Annotated in this window: 18 protein-coding genes and 6 pseudogenes; 15 read left to right on the top strand and 9 right to left on the bottom strand. The window is 38.8% G+C overall.

What is annotated here, in order from left to right; genetic code table 11:
• Window positions 1-42: 42 nt before the first annotated feature.
• Window positions 43-813, top strand: a complete 771-nt coding sequence (locus F896_RS03355) for a tRNA threonylcarbamoyladenosine dehydratase (protein ID WP_016164793.1) — start codon at window positions 43-45, stop codon at window positions 811-813.
• Between the two features lie 13 nt (window positions 814-826).
• Here the strand turns inward: F896_RS03355 and F896_RS03350 are convergent, their stop codons facing one another.
• Complete coding sequence (locus tag F896_RS03350) at window positions 827-1,306, bottom strand: CHAP domain-containing protein (protein WP_016164794.1); 480 nt, start codon at window positions 1,304-1,306, stop codon at window positions 827-829.
• 669 nt (window positions 1,307-1,975) lie between these two features.
• Between F896_RS03350 and F896_RS03345 the strand changes: the two genes are divergently transcribed.
• On the top strand, window positions 1,976-2,455 hold the full coding sequence (locus F896_RS03345) for a copper resistance protein NlpE N-terminal domain-containing protein (RefSeq protein ID WP_016164795.1): 480 nt from the start codon (window positions 1,976-1,978) through the stop codon (window positions 2,453-2,455).
• A gap of 285 nt (window positions 2,456-2,740) precedes the next feature.
• Here the strand turns inward: F896_RS03345 and dusA are convergent, their stop codons facing one another.
• The gene (gene dusA, locus F896_RS03340; RefSeq protein ID WP_016164796.1) at window positions 2,741-3,757 is read right to left on the bottom strand and encodes a tRNA dihydrouridine(20/20a) synthase DusA; all 1,017 of its coding nucleotides are present in this window, start codon (window positions 3,755-3,757) and stop codon (window positions 2,741-2,743) included.
• Window positions 3,758-3,890: 133 nt separating this feature from the next.
• On the opposite strand from dusA, the pseudogene F896_RS03335 reads away from it, so the two are divergent.
• Window positions 3,891-4,769 (top strand): annotated as a pseudogene (locus F896_RS03335) (integrase); the annotation flags it as partial.
• A gap of 42 nt (window positions 4,770-4,811) precedes the next feature.
• On the opposite strand, the gene F896_RS03330 reads toward F896_RS03335, so the two are convergent.
• Window positions 4,812-5,977, bottom strand: a protein-coding gene (locus tag F896_RS03330; RefSeq protein ID WP_085940850.1) for an IS3-like element ISAba21 family transposase whose coding sequence is annotated in 2 segments (ribosomal slippage) — window positions 4,812-5,719 and window positions 5,719-5,977 — 1,167 coding nt in all. Because the reading frame shifts where the segments join, the coding sequence is not laid out codon by codon here.
• 66 nt (window positions 5,978-6,043) lie between these two features.
• Here F896_RS03330 and F896_RS03320 point away from each other — a divergent pair.
• A pseudogene (locus F896_RS03320) lies at window positions 6,044-6,316 on the top strand (tyrosine-type recombinase/integrase); the annotation flags it as partial.
• Here F896_RS03320 and F896_RS03315 read toward each other — a convergent pair.
• The 3 genes from F896_RS03315 to F896_RS03305 are packed head-to-tail and all read right to left on the bottom strand — an operon-like array spanning window position 6,300 to window position 7,158.
• Window positions 6,300-6,572: a pyocin activator PrtN family protein gene (locus F896_RS03315; protein ID WP_005206962.1), complete on the bottom strand. Its 273-nt coding sequence runs from the start codon at window positions 6,570-6,572 to the stop codon at window positions 6,300-6,302. The pseudogene F896_RS03320 and the gene F896_RS03315 overlap by 17 nt on opposite strands.
• The gene (locus F896_RS03310; protein ID WP_005206964.1) at window positions 6,569-6,847 is read right to left on the bottom strand and encodes a helix-turn-helix transcriptional regulator; all 279 of its coding nucleotides are present in this window, start codon (window positions 6,845-6,847) and stop codon (window positions 6,569-6,571) included. The genes F896_RS03315 and F896_RS03310 overlap by 4 nt, the downstream gene beginning before the upstream one ends.
• Before the next feature lie 20 nt (window positions 6,848-6,867).
• Window positions 6,868-7,158: a pyocin activator PrtN family protein gene (locus F896_RS03305; RefSeq protein ID WP_005206965.1), complete on the bottom strand. Its 291-nt coding sequence runs from the start codon at window positions 7,156-7,158 to the stop codon at window positions 6,868-6,870.
• Between the two features lie 194 nt (window positions 7,159-7,352).
• Here F896_RS03305 and F896_RS03300 point away from each other — a divergent pair, with 194 nt between their 5' ends.
• Window positions 7,353-8,051, top strand: coding sequence for a hypothetical protein (locus F896_RS03300; protein ID WP_016164799.1), 699 nt, complete (start codon window positions 7,353-7,355; stop codon window positions 8,049-8,051).
• Here the strand turns inward: F896_RS03300 and F896_RS20585 are convergent.
• A pseudogene (locus F896_RS20585) lies at window positions 8,002-8,343 on the bottom strand (IS3 family transposase); the annotation flags it as partial. The gene F896_RS03300 and the pseudogene F896_RS20585 sit on opposite strands and share 50 nt — an antisense overlap.
• On the opposite strand from F896_RS20585, the pseudogene F896_RS03295 reads away from it, so the two are divergent.
• Window positions 8,341-8,634, top strand: a pseudogene (locus F896_RS03295) (hydrolase or metal-binding protein); the annotation flags it as partial. The pseudogenes F896_RS20585 and F896_RS03295 sit on opposite strands and share 3 nt — an antisense overlap.
• Before the next feature lie 40 nt (window positions 8,635-8,674).
• On the opposite strand, the gene cadR reads toward F896_RS03295, so the two are convergent.
• Window positions 8,675-9,067, bottom strand: coding sequence for a Cd(II)/Pb(II)-responsive transcriptional regulator (cadR, locus tag F896_RS03290; RefSeq protein WP_004655749.1), 393 nt, complete (start codon window positions 9,065-9,067; stop codon window positions 8,675-8,677).
• 86 nt (window positions 9,068-9,153) lie between these two features.
• Between cadR and F896_RS03285 the strand changes: the two genes are divergently transcribed.
• The 9 genes and pseudogenes from F896_RS03285 to F896_RS03245 form a co-directional block, all read left to right on the top strand.
• Window positions 9,154-10,449 (top strand): cation efflux transmembrane domain-containing protein, encoded by a 1,296-nt coding sequence (locus tag F896_RS03285; RefSeq protein WP_016164802.1) that lies wholly within the window; start codon window positions 9,154-9,156, stop codon window positions 10,447-10,449.
• Between the two features lie 10 nt (window positions 10,450-10,459).
• The gene (locus F896_RS03280; RefSeq protein WP_007481186.1) at window positions 10,460-10,717 is read left to right on the top strand and encodes a FeoA family protein; all 258 of its coding nucleotides are present in this window, start codon (window positions 10,460-10,462) and stop codon (window positions 10,715-10,717) included.
• Window positions 10,707-12,536 (top strand): ferrous iron transporter B, encoded by a 1,830-nt coding sequence (feoB, locus tag F896_RS03275; protein ID WP_016164803.1) that lies wholly within the window; start codon window positions 10,707-10,709, stop codon window positions 12,534-12,536. Before F896_RS03280 ends, feoB begins: the two co-directional genes overlap by 11 nt.
• Before the next feature lie 213 nt (window positions 12,537-12,749).
• Entirely contained in the window at window positions 12,750-13,184 is a 435-nt protein-coding gene (arsC, locus tag F896_RS03270) for an arsenate reductase (glutaredoxin) (RefSeq protein WP_005206991.1), read from the top strand.
• A gap of 59 nt (window positions 13,185-13,243) precedes the next feature.
• Window positions 13,244-13,564 (top strand): metalloregulator ArsR/SmtB family transcription factor, encoded by a 321-nt coding sequence (locus F896_RS03265; RefSeq protein WP_005206992.1) that lies wholly within the window; start codon window positions 13,244-13,246, stop codon window positions 13,562-13,564.
• Window positions 13,565-13,570: 6 nt separating this feature from the next.
• Entirely contained in the window at window positions 13,571-14,044 is a 474-nt protein-coding gene (locus tag F896_RS03260; RefSeq protein WP_005206993.1) for an arsenate reductase ArsC, read from the top strand.
• Window positions 14,045-14,051: 7 nt separating this feature from the next.
• Window positions 14,052-15,095: an ACR3 family arsenite efflux transporter gene (gene arsB, locus F896_RS03255; RefSeq protein WP_005206994.1), complete on the top strand. Its 1,044-nt coding sequence runs from the start codon at window positions 14,052-14,054 to the stop codon at window positions 15,093-15,095.
• A 5-nt stretch (window positions 15,096-15,100) separates the two neighbouring features.
• Window positions 15,101-15,805: an arsenical resistance protein ArsH gene (gene arsH / locus F896_RS03250; RefSeq protein WP_000174605.1), complete on the top strand. Its 705-nt coding sequence runs from the start codon at window positions 15,101-15,103 to the stop codon at window positions 15,803-15,805.
• Between the two features lie 17 nt (window positions 15,806-15,822).
• Window positions 15,823-16,431: pseudogene (locus F896_RS03245) on the top strand (FAD-dependent oxidoreductase); the annotation flags it as partial.
• A 52-nt stretch (window positions 16,432-16,483) separates the two neighbouring features.
• Here the strand turns inward: F896_RS03245 and F896_RS20925 are convergent.
• Window positions 16,484-16,641 (bottom strand): annotated as a pseudogene (locus tag F896_RS20925) (IS5/IS1182 family transposase); the annotation flags it as partial.

A 16,641-nucleotide genomic window follows, 5' to 3' on the forward strand; every position in this document is an offset into this window, starting at 1 on the left:
GGTAAAATAGTACTTTGATTAAAAAGATAGACCACGACTGTGATGACCGATGTTCCTGTAAATGATGAATATGAACGCCGTTTTGCTGGTGTCGCCAAAATTTATGGAGAAAATGCCTTTTCGCATTATGAACACAGTCATGTCATGGTGATTGGGATTGGTGGTGTTGGAAGTTGGGCTGTTGAGGCACTGGCACGTACAGGGATTGGTGAATTGACTTTGGTCGATATGGATGTGGTAGCAGCATCAAATATTAACCGTCAATTGCCAGCGATGAGTTCGACACTCGGTCAAGAGAAAATTGAAGTGATGGCGGAACGTTGTCGCCAAATCAATCCACGCATGAAAGTGAATGTGATTGATGACTATCTGACGCCTGAAAATGTCAAAGAAATTTTAAATCCAGTACCAAACATTGTTTTGGACTGCATCGATGACGTTAAAGCCAAACTTGCCTTGATGTTGCATTGTCGTTTTAACAAAATCCCGTTGATTGTTTCGGGCGGTGCGGGTGGCAAACTTGATCCGCTTAAGATTCGCGTGGCGGATTTGTCCAAGACTGAACAAGATCCAATGTTGGCAAAGTTACGTACTCAACTGCGCTCTATGGGTATTTGCAAAAAGCCCAAAGAGAAATTTGGCATCACTTGCGTGTATTCGATCGATAACCCATTTTCAAGCGCGGATGTTTGCCCAAGTGCTGGTTTACGCTGCGGGGGATATGGCTCGGCGGTGGTGGTGACCTCAAGCTTTGCCATGGTGGCGGTGGCTGAAGTCTTGAAAAAGCTGGATAAAAAATCAGGGCTGAAATAATTGCCCCAATAAATTAAGCCTGCGGATACTGTGGTGCTAAGCGGTAATAGCTATACGTCACATTCGGATCTTTATAGACATCATAGCTAGTTTGCTTATAGTCAGACACCCATTGTGAACCAGTAAAGCCTGCAATGTGCCCATAGCGATGCTTTTTAGTGCGGTGGATAATGTAAATATCACCAGGTTGTGGGTTGTTAAACTCAGGATTGATTTTCTGATAACCAATTTGCTGTAAGGTGCGTCCCCAGTCTGATGCTGCAACAGGGTGCTGTACAATTTTGGCACCCGCCGATTGTAAGGCGATTCTGACAAATTTAGCACATTGAGATGAGCTACGATAAGACGCTCTTTTTGTCAGCTTTTGAGAGAATTTACTCACATCAATGGCTGCGTTTGATGGAAGTTTCGGCATCTCTCGATAAGGAATAACCACCTGTTGCGAGGGTGGGTGAATCATACTGTGATCAACTGAAGGTACATCATAAATCATTGTGAATCTCTACCGCATTTTCAAAACAACTGAACGTGTGCCAGAATTTATTACGGCGCCCATAGTAAGCGATAAATCTTAAAAAAACTGAAATGTAACGTAATAATATAACATTTGAGCTGTTGGACAGATCACTTAGCTAAATTGCTATTTAAGAATCTTTTTCATTATCAGTAAGTTGTTGGTTGATTAGTTTAGATAAAATGATTTGTAAGATTATATTTCATTTTTGGTTAAAAATTAGACATATTGGTGTGGGGTGTTCGATCTAATTTGATGCTTTATTTTTATTTAAGTTTCTGTTTAATATCATTATATATGGTAAGTTGTTTGAAGTGATCTGTCCTGCGAAATCTTCTAATCTTTATCAGCATATTGCAATGAATTCAGCGATATATCAAAGATTTTGTTTTGAATAGCAGAGTCTTTAAAATATTCAGTTGAATATTGCGACTCTTGATGGTGAATATTTAAATATGAATCCCCTTATTCTTAATAAAAAAAGAACCATTTAGTACAGCTTCTTGCATAAAATCTAAAAATATCCCTTTGGCTAACATGAGGATTGCAGCACTTGCCTTGGCAGCATTTCTGAACGTATAGTGGTGCGCCACGTCGTGTTGAAGCCGCAATGAATTTTTTAAATATTGAGTTTAAGGGAAATCGTATATGAAAAAGACATTGCTGACTTCCTTTGTTTTTGCCAGTATCAGTCTCGGATGTTCACAGTCAAATGAGGGAAAAAATCAAAGCAATACGCAAGCACAAACGCCAGATCTACACTCAAATAAGCAACATTTAGTCAATCATCCTGAGCTTAAGGCATGGGTCGGGCATTATTCTGGTGTCGTTCCATGTGCGACATGCGTGACGAGTTGTGATGGCTGTTTAGGTACAGGAATTGATCTCAAAATCAAGGCAGATCAAACCTTTGTATTGGAACAAACCAATAATAATGATAATAGCCCAGCTAAAATTTATGCAGGACGATTTAAGTTTCTGGATAATGATCAGTTAAAGATTCAGCTACAAGGTGTTCCCACTCGGAATATGATTATGTTAGGTGATGAACTGACTGAAATCATTGATACAAAAACGCAGCTGCCTTTTGATTCTTATGAAGAGTTTCAGTTAGATAAAAAAGCTTAAATTACCTTCGGTTATTTTCATGTTGAAAGGGCGTCATTGCATACCGACAACCTGCACATATTTTACATTTTTGAAGATCGACAGATCCTACGACAGGTGGCGCCAACTTTGGTTGTTTCTGGAAGATAAAATTGTGAAAACATGCTTGAGCATAACCATGAATTCAATTTGTTAAGCTCAAGTGATTTATGAGAAGTTTGGATTTATGGCAAGCTCAGCGATGGTGGGGAACATGGCGGATTGCGCTATGTTCCTATGCAGAAAAATTATGTTTAGAATATTAAATTAGTTTTGATGTTCTTTTAAATAATCTTCGGTGCGTTGCATCGCAGTTTGAATATTTTGAATAGCATTCTCAATATCTGCGATGGTTTTTGCATTACCACCACTCAGTGCTTGACGCCACTTACGTGCACCTGGCAAGTTTTGGAATAAGCCCAGAATATGACGGGTAATAATTGAAAGTGGTGCACCCTCAGCCACACGCTGGTGAATATAAGGCATCATCTGTTGCATGATATCAAAACGGTCTGGTGCTTCCAGATTCCAGAGTTGCCCCATCTCTGCCAATAAATACGGATTGTGATAAGCCTCACGACCAATCATTACGCCATCAACATGCTGTAAGTGTTGTTGTGTTTCATCATAGGTCTTGATGCCGCCATTAATCTCAATGGTGAGATGTGGACGCTCTTGTTTAAGACGATAGACATCGTCATAACGTAAGGGCGGCACTTCGCGGTTTTCTTTAGGTGATAAGCCCTGCAAGATGGCAATACGCGCATGCACGATAAAATGGGTACAGCCTGTTGCTGCTACCGTATCGACAAAATGTAGCATTTCTTCATAGGAGTGCATGTCATCAATCCCGATACGATGTTTCACCGTCACCGGAATTGAAACTGCTTTTTGCATACTGTGAATACATTCGGCAACGAGATTGGGTTCAGCCATCAGGCATGCACCAATTTTATTATTTTGAACGCGGTCACTTGGGCAGCCCACATTTAAATTGACTTCGTTATAGCCCCAGTCTTCAGCCATTTTGGTACAGGTGGCTAACTCTTGTGGATTAGAACCACCGAGTTGCAGCACAATCGGTTGTTCTTGTTGATTGAAGTCGAGATGACGATTGGCACCGCCATAAATAATTGCCCCCGTGGTTACCATTTCGGTATAGAGCACCACATTAGGATTAAAAAGACGTGCAAAGAAACGATAGTCTTTTGTTGTCCAATCCATCATCGGTGCTACGCTGATTCTTGGATTACTAATGGTTTCAAGGTTTTTGTTAATAGTCATTTAAAATCATACCCTTAAATCTAGTATTTGAATCTGCGTAAACGCATGGTAACACCTGTGAATGTAGGTTTTGCTGTTTGCATTTACACCAAATCTTACACCATAATGGAAAAAATAGTTCACGGTGTAAATTATGGGGTCTGTTACAGTTAGAAAAGGGGCAGATGGTAGTGTGAGTTACCGTGCCGCTATCCGTATTAATCGAAAGGGATATCCTGTCTATTCTGAAAGCAAAACGTTCCATTCAAAGAAAATGGCGGAAAACTGGCTTAAGAAAAGAGAAGTTGAGATTCAAGAAAATCCAGACATTCTGTTAGGCAAAGAAAAACTTATAGACCTAACTTTGGCAGATGCCATTGATAAATATTTGGAAGAAGTTGGGAGCGAGTACGGAAGGACGAAACGCTATTCTCTACTCTTAATTAAGAAGTTTCCGATAGCACGCAATATTATCACAAAAATAAAGTCAGTACATTTGGCAGATCATGTTGCATTAAGAAAAGCTGGGGTTACTCACTTAGATTTAGATCCAATTGCAACAAGTACACAGCAACATGAGCTGCTGCATATTCGTGGTGTCTTGGCTCATGCCGCCGTGATGTGGGATATAGATATTGATTTAAACAGTTTTGATAAAGCTACGGCACAACTGAGAAAAACTCGTCAAATCTCTTCTAGTAACAAGAGAGATAGGTTACCAACCAATGAGGAATTAATAGCTTTAACAAAGTATTTTGTTGAGCGTTGGAAAATTAATAGGTATGGAACGAAGTACCCGATGCATTTAGTTATCTGGTTTGCCATCTTTTCTTGTAGACGTGAAGCGGAATTAACCCGTTTAAGCTTAGATGATTATGATCAGCATCATTCATCTTGGAAAGTTCATGATTTGAAAAATCCTAATGGCTCAAAAGGAAACCACAAGTCATTTGATGTCTTAGAACCCTGCAAAACGATGATTGACCGTTTAATGGATCATGAGGTTCGTAGCAGAATGCTTAAATTAGGTCACTGATATGTGCTGAATTAGCAGGAGACTTTCACTTGGGATATGCTAGGCAGCTAACCGATAAAAGTTCTCTGCTATTTGATTTGGCGTTTTAAAATCCAAACTCTTTTGAATTCTTCGCTGATTATAAAATAACACAATGTATTTTGTAATATCTGCTTTAGCTTCATCTCTGGTTTTATAGTTGCAATGATGCACTAATTCATTCTTGAGTATGCCCCAGAAACTTTCAATCGGTGCATTATCGTAACAGTCCCCACGTTTGCTCATTGAACCTTGAAAATCACATTTTTCCAGTATCTTTCGATATTCATGGCTGCAATATTGGCTGCCTCTGTCCGAATGAACAATTAAGCCTTTCGTTGGTTTTTGATTACGAATCGCCATAGTCAGTGCATTGCAAACAAGTTGTGCGGTCATACGCTCATTTAAGCTATAGCCAACCACTTGTTTCGTGTACAGGTCTTTTACTGCTGCCAAGTATAACCAACCTTCAGCAGTCCAAATGTATGTAATATCGCTTGACCATGCAAGATTGGGCTTAGTCATTGAAAACTGTTGCTCTAGTAAATTTGCGTAGATCGCTCGATTATGATCACTCTTCGTAGTTCTTTTGAAACGCTTATGACGCTTACAATACAGCTGGTTGAGCTTTTTTATTTGACGTACAGCATACGTACTGATTTTGATACCTTGCGCTTGTAAATGCTTAGTTAATCGAATATAGCCATAGCTTTGTTTAGTTTCCTCATGAGCTATTTTGACCAAAATTGTCTGTTGATTTCGCTGAACCAATCTTTTATTCATGCCTCGTTTTAGCCAATCATAAAATCGTGACACTGAAACGTGAAGTAATCTAGCCATAAAGCTAATCGGGAATAAATGTCTTTGCTGTTTCATATAGGCGTACCTTACTGACTTTCTTTCGCAAAGTACGCTGCTGCCTTTTTTAGAAATTCACGTTCCATTTCAGCTGTTTTGAGCTGTTGTTTGAGCTTTTTATTTTCTTCGAGTAAGGCATTTAGATCAGGTGAATATTGTTTAGTGCCTGCTAAGGTGCCAGTCTTTGCTTTATTATTCCAATTTGAAAGAGTTTGCATTGAAATGCCAAGTTGTCTGGCTGTTTCCGATACATTGCCTTGATTGGCTTCAATCAATTTTATTGCTTCAACTTTAAATTCTGCGGTGTAAGTCTTCTGTTTCTTGCTCATGGTAAACTCCTGATGAGTGTCTATAGTTTACCAAGTTAAAACCTCCTGTTTTCTCAGCACACATCACACAATGAAAATTTACTCTTACCTCTGAATGCCAAGAGTTTGGGGAAAGAGTTTAGAGAGGCTTGCAAAATGCTAGGGATTGAAGATCTGCGCTTTCATGATTTAAGACATGAAGGATGTACTAGACTTGCAGAACAAAGCTTTACGATTCCTGAAATTCAAAAAGTAAGTTTGCATGATTCTTGGAGTAGCCTCCAACGATATGTTTCGGTAAAGGCTAGAAGAAATGTAATGCAGTTTGAGGAGGTGCTACGCCTCATTGATGAAACGTAGCAAAATCTTTTGAGGCTTCAGAGTATTGTTTATCTAAAAAGTTGGCTAGGTCCTTAACGTGCACTAGAAATGGGGCACGTTTACTTTTATCCAGTTTAAATACTGAAAAAGGAAACTCACAGTTATTTGCCTTTCTCAATGCTTCGGCTTTACTTAAATGTGGATAATAGTCTTTGACGATTATCATAAGCTCAACTGTTATGGAGCGATATTTTATAAACAAGTATTCGTTCATACTCATCTGGAATGTGCTCATTTAAAATTAACCTCCACCTTTTTACTTCTTGCCCTAAGCCAAATACTGATTTGACTTTCTGCCCAAGTTGGTATGCTAGATGTTAAATAGGTGGGTTTAGGAAAATCTCCACTACGAACCATTTTCCAAAAAGTGGATTCTGCTATATTCAACAAGCCTTTGCTAGCAGGCCTGTATGAAAGTCTGCGTCTATGTCCACTACGATCCACATAGTCCTTTGCTTGACGTTCAGTATAGTTCACTAAGTCCTTTACACGATAGCGAGCTTCTAACATTTAATTTCTCCTACCATTTTTCAACTTACTGACTGGATCGCTTTTTGTACTTTGTTTTGAAAGATCGAGTACTGGGTACGGTAAATATGATCAATCGCTTCAGCAAGCTCCTGTAGATTTACAAAAAATGCCCCTTTCTGACTTTCATCAATTCGGTAACATGTAAATGGAAATCGTTTTTCACGGGCCCTTGCTAACATGTTCTCCTTGCTTAGATTCGGATAATATTCCTTTACAACATCTTCAAGTTTTATGTGTACTGATCGGTATTTTAAAAATAGGTAATCGCGGGTTGTTAAATCTATAACCATGATTCATTTCCTTTCATGTCCTATGGACAAGAGTGTTTAAAGTTGTGTAGGTGTGTGATCACGTTTCTTATTATTCACTTTAGGGTTGGTGTAAATAAGGAATCAACAGCCGTAAAAATAACTTTTTGAAAATATAAAAATGTACAATCTGCACGGGTAGGTATGATTAATGGTTTAAATCGAACAAAGTCGCTATGAAAGTATTTGATAAAAGCTCAATGGATGAATTGGAAGCTGAGATATTGAACCAATATCTTAATATTGTCTGGTTGGAAGATTATTTGAATAATGGTTTGAAGCATGTTGAGCTTGTCATTAATTTTGATATGGAGGGTAGACCTGAGCCAAAAACAATTGAAGACTGGAGAGGGGCGCCTATTATTGGGATTGAAGTAAAAATAAAAAGAAAGCAAAATCTTGGTTCACAACACTTCAAGCAACAATTGTATTTTACAGTGGAGGAATATAATTCTATCTATAGGGAGATGGAGGAGAGCTGTAACGATCCTAAATATGACTTCTTAGATCTAAAATTTGGATATTCGATTCGTGAATTGATTTGCCTGCTGGATCAAATAACAGCATTGAGAGGAGAGTTGTGTAATCTGAATGATAAAGAAGGGTCTAAGGCTTACAAAGAGATACTTCATCAATATATTGGTATAGACACACTTACTTATGGAATTAAGAATCCATCCTTAAGACAACGGATTGCTAAAGGCAGAAGCACTCAAGGTGAGTATCAGAAAGCAGTAAAGGAAAAGAAGAAAATTTTTTTTGATTTATTGGTGAAACAGGTACTGATATGTGCTGAATTAGCAGGAGACTTTCACTTGGGATATGCTAGGCAGCTAACCGATAAAAGTTCTCTGCTATTTGATTTGGCGTTTTAAAATCCAAACTCTTTTGAATTCTTCGCTGATTATAAAATAACACAATGTATTTTGTAATATCTGCTTTAGCTTCATCTCTGGTTTTATAGTTGCAATGATGCACTAATTCATTCTTGAGTATGCCCCAGAAACTTTCAATCGGTGCATTATCGTAACAGTCCCCACGTTTGCTCATTGAACCTTGAAAATCACATTTTTCCAGTATCTTTCGATATTCATGGCTGCAATATTGGCTGCCTCTGTCCGAATGAACAATTAAGCCTTTCGTTGGTTTTTGATTACGAATCGCCATTACGTGGACTTAACTTTACGTGATGGAGTGAACTTAAATGATGCTATCACCTCAGCTCAGCAGATCGATGAACAGAGTAAGGCAGCAGGGTTTTATCAGGAGGCTTTGGATCATGTGGCACGACAGGGTTATGGCAATGCCAGTTTTGAGGTGGGTGGTGAAGAGGGCTTGGATATTGTTGAGGAGTTCTATCATTCAAATGAGAAAGAGGAGCCTCACCAATGCGGCGCTTTATCGTGTGTAACGACAATGGAACAAGAGTTATCTCGTAGTGTTAAAGCACTAAATTAATAGCGAAGGGAACTTAAAAGTTCCCTTCGCTATAACTAGCTCAAGCTAAATTTTTTAATACGCCACATTTATCAGCAGTACATAAACCGTCACAGGTTTTCCGAATTTCTAACAACTGCTCAATGAGTTTCTGTTGGTTTCTAATACTATCTTGTACATCTCTAATATGAGAATCAATAAGTTCATTTACTTCAGAACAATTTTGGGCAGGCGTATCTTTATAAGTTAATAATTTTTTGATTTCACTAAGATTCATGTTCAATGTTCGGCAATTGACAATAAATTTTAGTCTATCAATATAGTTTTCTGAATACAGTCGATAGTTGCCCTGATTTCTTTCAGGTGGTGGGATTAAACCTTCTTTTTCATAGAACCTAATTGTTAATACTGAACAAGAGGTCTTCTCAGATAACTCACCTATTTTTAAGAACATGGTAATCAACCAAAACTAGCTTGACTCTATAGTAGCTATAGGGATTTTAATATGCAACAAGTGAAGATATGACTATAGGCACATCAATGAGTGGTTGCGGTTGTAATAAAGAAAGTTCTTGTGACGATACCAAGCAAAAACAAAATGAATCAGAAACAGATTCTTGTAAAGGTAAAGATTCAGTTACTGAAGTAAGTAAAAGCTCTTGTTGTGGTAATGAGTTACAGCAAGGAGCTAACTCTGATGAAAAAGATACTTGCGGTAGTAACCAGCCGTGTTCTACGCAGTCGAATTCATGTTGTGGTTCGGATTCGATAACTTCACCTGAACCGATTCGGGGGAGTGAAGATACAGCGACTTTCATCAGTGACTATAACATCCCGAAAATGGATTGCTCCGCAGAGGAACAAATGGTTCGGATGACTTTATCTTCATTAGTAGATGTTAAGAGGCTGGTATTTGATTTGCCAAACCGAAACCTAAAAGTTCTGCATAATGGTGAAAATAATGAAATCACTGCAAAACTTGAAGCTCTTGGATTTGGAGCAAAATTAAATAAAACTGAAGCATATGAAAATAAAGAGCACGCACAAGAAGCCAGTACTTTTCTAATTCCGAAGATGGATTGTTCGGCAGAAGAGCAAATGGTCAGAATGGCTCTTTCTCCCTTGCATGAAGTTAAAGGTTTATCATTTGATTTGGCACAAAGACAGTTAGTTGTTTTCCATACAAATGGGATTAATGAAATTACCACAAAACTTGAAGCCCTCGGTTTTGGTGCAAAGCTCGTGGAAACAGTAAAAGCCACTGGGGAATTGCCTGAAACACCAGATCCGACTAAGCAGGCGAAAGTCCTAAAATTATTACTAGCGATTAATGGTATTCTTTTTTTTATTGAATTCATAAGTGGAATTATTGCTGCATCGACGGGTCTCATTGCGGACTCTCTTGATATGTTTGCTGATGCGGCGGTTTACGGTATAGCACTTTACGCGGTAGGGAAAGCGGCAAAATACCAATTAAAAGCAGCTCATTTTGCAGGATGGATTCAACTTTTATTAGCTTTGATCGTTATTGTTGATGTTGTCAGACGTTTCATGTTCGGTAGTGAGCCAGAGTCAGATTTGATGATCATTATTGGCTTCTTAGCACTTATTGCCAATGTGACGTGCTTGTATCTCATTTCTGGGCATAGAGATGGCGGAGCCCATATGAAAGCGAGTTGGATCTTTTCAGCTAATGACGTAATAGTAAATATGGGGGTTATTTTAGCAGGTGTACTTGTCGCATGGACTGGTTCAGCTTACCCAGATTTGATTATTGGTATTCTTGTTTCACTGTTTGTACTGAATGGCGCTCGAAAGATTTTGGCGTTGAAATAGGGTGCAGACAATGAATTTATTTCAAGTAAAGGAAGACCAGACTGTAAAAATCATTGATCTTAAAAAGGGTGAACAGTATCAAGATAAAAATGATCCTGTTCTGGAGCGTTTAGAACTGCTGGGCTTTAGAGTAGGTGAATCCTTACAAGTGCTTGCGAAAGGGCTTTTTGGTGGTGATCCTGTGTTGGTTCAAATCGAAACCTCACGTTTCGCCTTAAGAAAAAATGAAGCAGAACGAATTTTTGTAGAGATTACCAATGGAAACTAAAAATATTGCACTGGTTGGTAATCCTAATTGCGGTAAAACATCACTTTTTAACACCCTCACAGGGACTCGTCAAAAAGTTGCAAATTATGCTGGGGTAACGGTAGAACGGAAAGAGGGATTTTTTAAACTACCTTCTGGTGATACCGTTCGAGTATTGGATTTGCCTGGGACTTATAGTTTAAAACCTAGCAGTTTAGATGAGGAGGTAACTAGAGCAGTATGCTTTGGTGAATTAAAAGGCGAAGTCATACCTGATATTTTTGTATGTGTTGTCGATGCTACGAATCTTCATCTTCATTTAAGTCTTGTACTTGAAGTCAGGGCTTTAAACAGACCAATGTTACTTGTTCTTAACATGATGGATGAGGTTGGAAAGCGTGGGATTGCAATTGATACAACGAAGCTATCTCAGCTTTTAGGTATTCCTGTTGTTGAGTCAGTAGCTGTAAAAACAAAAGGCATTCAGGGGCTATTGACACAATTGGATCAAAAGAATTTGTTTGTTGCCCCTTATCATTCTGATCTGAGTCACTTTGACCAAATCAAATATATTACAAAACAAGTCATCTTGAAAAATGATAATGGTGATAAACGAACGGCTTTCTTGGACAAAATATTCTTACATCCAGTTTTTGGATTATTAATATTGACCTTTACCATGTTTGTAATGTTTCAGGCTGTCTTTATTTGGGCTCAACCATTAATTTCCTTTGTTGAGGATTCGATTGCATGGTTTGGTGGGGCAATAGGACCACTGATCACTCATCCACTTTTAAGAAGCTTGATCATTGATGGTGTAATTGCAGGTGCTGGTAGTGTGCTCGCATATATGCCTCAAATTCTGATCTTGTTTTTCTTTATTTTAATTTTAGAAGAATCGGGATACTTACCTAGAGCTGCTTTTTTGTTAGATAAGCTGATGTCTAAAGCTGGTTTAAGTGGGCGTTCATTTATTCCACTACTTTCAAGCTTTGCTTGTGCAATTCCCGGAGTCATGGCGACTAGAAGTATTAGCTCTGAGAGAGATCGTTTAGCAACGATTATGATTGCACCTTTGATGACGTGTTCTGCACGATTACCTGTATATGCTTTGCTGATCGCTGCATTCATTCCAAACAAGTTGGTTTATGGTTGGCTCAGTTTACAAGGTCTAGTTCTGTTCGGGCTTTACATGTCAGGAATTGTATCTGCTTTATTGGTTTCTTTATTTCTGAAATTAGTAAGAAAAGATAAAACTGAAAGTATTTTCATTTTTGAATTACCTACATACCGTATTCCAGATGTGCGAAATGTAGCTTTGGGACTTTATGATAGAGCGACTATATTCTTGAAAAGAGTTGGTGGAATTATTGTCGCACTTTCTATTTTATTATGGTTCTTGGTAACGTTTCCATTACCACCTGATAATCCAACAATGCCACCAATCAATTATAGTATTGCTGGACAGTTAGGGCATCTAATCCATCCAATATTTGCTCCGATTGGATTTACTTGGGAAATTTGTATTGCTTTGATTCCTGCAATGGCAGCTCGTGAAGTGATTATTGCTGCATTAGGAGTGATTTATGCAATGTCTGGTGATGAAGATGCAGTTACCCAGACCTTATTATCTCAAATATCTGGACCAGATGGATGGGGGCTAGCGACAGGTATGTCATTGTTGGTTTGGTTTATCTTTGCCCCGCATTGTTTAGCAACACTAGCAACTATTCGAAGAGAAACAGGGAGTTGGAAACAACCAGTCGTAATGGCTGTTTATCTATTTTCGTTGGCTTACCTATTCTCTTTTATAACTTATCAAGTCATAAGTCGATTTTAATTTAGAAGGAGGCTATTGACATAAATCAATAGCCTCCTTCTAAAGAGGCTTTTAATTTAGTTGTATGATTGCCATTCAATTGATAGTGATAAGCATTTTTTGATGGTGTTTATTTATTTTCTAAGACATTATTAAAAAATTAATATATGGTATTGCATATATATGGTAATTCGAATATAAAGATATTATAAATTATCAAAAGAGCTCAATTCGATGACAACTTCATCAACTGTGACGATTTATCACAACCCAGCTTGTGGGACATCTCGCAACGCTTTGGCTTTGATCCGTAATACAGGGATTGAGCCAACTGTGATTGAATATCTCATTACACCACCTAGTCATGACGAATTAGTTAAATTGATTCAGGATGCAAAATTAACAGTAAGAGAGGCCATTCGCCAGAATGTAGATCCTTATCGGGATTTAGACCTTGATCGTAGTGATTTGAGTGATGAGCAGTTACTTAGTTTTATGCTTGATCATCCAATATTGATTAATCGACCATTTGTTGTTACTGAATTAGGCACTCGCTTAAGCCGTCCTTCTGAAGTTGTCTTAGATATTCTACCATTACCTCAGAAGGGTGCCTTCACGAAAGAGGATGGTGAAAAAGTGATTGATGAAAATGGTCAACGAGTGAATTAAAAATTTTACTTTTTGTATGTGATTATCCGCATATCCAAATAAGTGAATGGGAGTTAAGAATGGACCAAGTTAATTTTTTTAAATGCTTATCAGATGAAACTCGACTCAATATCGTGACTTTAGTCGCTGAGAATAAAGAATTATGTGTTTGTGATTTGACTGAAAAGTTGCAACTGAGTCAGCCAAAGATTTCTAGGCATCTAGCGTTATTGCGTTCTTCTGGTCTCTTACAGGACAGAAGACAAAGCCAATGGGTGTATTACAGCATTAATCCGCAATTACCAATGTGGTGCCATGACGTTCTGAATCTTTTGGTAAGCAGTCAAACCATAGCGAATAAAGCTTCCCAAAATATCCAAATAAATAGTTATTGTGAGTAACAGAGTATGAAATTTCTTTTTTTGTGTACTGGAAATAGTTGCCGTAGCATCCTGTCAGAAGTTCTTTTTAACAGCCGCGCGCCTGAAGGGTGGATAGCTTACAGTGCAGGTAGTAAGCCATCAGGGCAAGTACATCCATTGACCATAGAAACTTTAGAGAATCTTGGTCTTTCAACAGATGGTTTGTGGAGCAAAACCATTGATGATTGTGAACAATATCAACCTGACGTGGTGATTACTGTTTGCGATTCAGCAGCTCAGGAAGCGTGTCCACTATATTTGGGTGGAGCGATCAAGGCCCATTGGGGCTTGGCTGATCCTTCACATTTAGATTTGCCGAAAGAAGAAAAATTAAAAGCATTCCAAGTTACTGTTGATCATATCAACCGCCGCTTAGACGCTTTATTGGCAATAGATACAACTCATATGTCTCGCCCAGATTTGATTGCAGCAATCAATCAAATTTCGCATATTGAATGAGAACATCATGGCTCAACAAAGATTATCCTTTCTAGATCGTAACCTCACTCTATGGATTTTTATCGCCATGGCATTGGGGATTGCGATAGGTGTGTTCTTTCCGCAAGCCTCCGTCGCTTTGGATAAAATGAGTATTGATTCTGTCAATATTCCAATAGCGATTGGTTTGATTCTGATGATGTATCCACCGTTAGCCAAAGTGGATTATGCAGCGCTACCACAAGTGTTTAAAGATAAAAAAACTTTAACTTTGTCTTTGGTACAGAACTGGGTGATTGCACCAGTACTGATGTTTGCATTAGCCATTATTTTTTTGCATAGCTATCCAGAGTACATGACAGGCTTGATCTTGATCGGTTTAGCTCGCTGTATTGCGATGGTTTTGGTGTGGAATGGTTTAGCCTGTGGTGATAACCAATATGTAGCTGCATTGGTGGCATTCAATAGTATTTTCCAGATTTTGTTTTTTAGTACCTATGCTTGGTTATTTCTGACTTTCTTACCGCCATATTTTGGTGTTGCAGGGCAAGTGATCAATGTCGATTTCTGGACGATTACCCATGCGGTATTAGTGTATTTGGGAATTCCATTTTTCCTTGGCTTTATTACACGATTCACTCTAGTGAAAGCTAAAGGTCTTGATTGGTATCAAAATGTCTTTTTACCTAAGATCAGTCCACTGAGTTTGTTGGCTTTATTATTCACGATTGTGGCGATGTTTAGCCTCAAAGGGAACGATGTAGTGAGCTTGCCACTAGATGTCTTGCGTATTGCCATTCCATTGACGATTTACTTTATCGTGATGTTCTTCATTAGCTTCTTTATGAGCAAATGGATGGGGAATGACTACCCTAAAACAACAGCAATTTCGTTTACTGCTGCTGGAAATAACTTTGAGTTAGCGCTGGCTGTAGCGATTGCAACCTTTGGTTTAGCTTCACCTGTGGCATTTACCACAGTGATTGGTCCGTTGGTTGAAGTGCCAGTATTGATTGCTTTAGTTAGCGTGTCTTTATGGCTCAGAAAAAAGTTTTTTAAAGAAGAGGTGTAATTTCTATGACTCTCCCGAATGTAGATATGAATCTTTTGGATCAACCTACTTTAGAAAAAGTGCAAGCTAAAGAGCTGGATCATCCACCACGTATTTTGCTGCTGTATGGCTCTAACCGCGAACGTTCATACAGCCGATTGGCGGTGATGGAAGCAGGGCGTATCTTGGAGCAGTTTGGTGCTGAAGTAAAAATTTTTCATCCGAAAGGTTTGCCCTTACCTGAAGATGCGGACACTGAGCATCCAAAGGTGAAAGAGTTACATGATTTACTCGCTTGGGCAGAAGGGATGGTGTGGTGCTCACCTGAACGTCATGGCTCAATGAGTTCGATTTTTAAATCACAAATTGACTGGATACCATTAGCAGGCGGTGCAATTCGAGCAACGCAAGGAAAAACTTTGGCATTGATGCAGGTTAGTGGCGGTTCGCAGTCCTTCAACAGCTTAAACCAGATGCGTATTTTAGGCCGTTGGATGCGCATGATCACCATTCCTAACCAATCATCTATTCCAAAAGCTTTTTTAGAGTTTGAAGAAGATGGAAGGATGAAACCTTCATCCTTCTATGATCGAATTGTCGATGTAATGGAAGAACTATATAAGTTCACCTTGCTCACTCGTGGACAAAGTCAGTACCTCACAGATCGTTATTCAGAGCGAAAAGAGTCGGCAGAAGAATTATCTAAGCGTGTCAATCAACGTAGCTTATAAACTTTAGGTGATTAGAAATGCAAAAGAGACATTCTAAATTAGTGATCTTAGGTTCAGGACCTGCGGGTTATAGTGCTGCTGTATATGCAGCACGCGCAAACTTAAAACCCACATTGATTGCGGGTATACAACTTGGTGGTCAATTAACAACGACCACTGAGGTAGATAACTGGCCGGGTGACTCAGAAGGTTTAACTGGTCCTGTACTTATGGAGCGAATGCAAGCCCATGCTGAACGCTTTGGCACAGAGATTGTGTATGACCACATCAATGAAGTTGATTTAAGTGTCCGTCCATTTGTGCTTAAAGGCGACATGGAAGAATTCACTTGTGATGCACTGATTATTGCTACAGGTGCGACAGCACAATACTTGGGGCTTGAATCAGAAGCTAAATTCATGGGTCAAGGTGTCAGTGCTTGTGCGACTTGTGATGGTTTTTTCTATAAGAACCAAAAAGTTATGGTCGTGGGTGGTGGTAACACCGCAGTTGAAGAAGCGCTTTATCTTTCTAATATTGCTGAACATGTCACCTTAGTTCATCGTAGAGACAGTTTACGTTCAGAGAAAATTCTACAAGATCATCTTTTTGCCAAAGAAAAAGAAGGCAAAATTAGTATTCTTTGGGGCTTTGTTGCACAAAGATTTGAAAGGCAAAGCGCCCCTAATTGAGCCAAATTTAAGGCGTAACTTGGGTAAGTGGTCGACCTAATTCCGTAAATCTGTTGAGGACTGCTACACGTGCATGAACCTCATTGACTTGGCTATCAAAGCTCCTTGCACTGAGTTTATCTCCTAATAATTTGATGCAGTGCATTTTAGTCTCAACCAAACTTC

It is taken from the genome of Acinetobacter genomosp. 15BJ (genome assembly GCF_000400715.1).
Taxonomy (GTDB): Bacteria; Pseudomonadota; Gammaproteobacteria; order Pseudomonadales; family Moraxellaceae; genus Acinetobacter.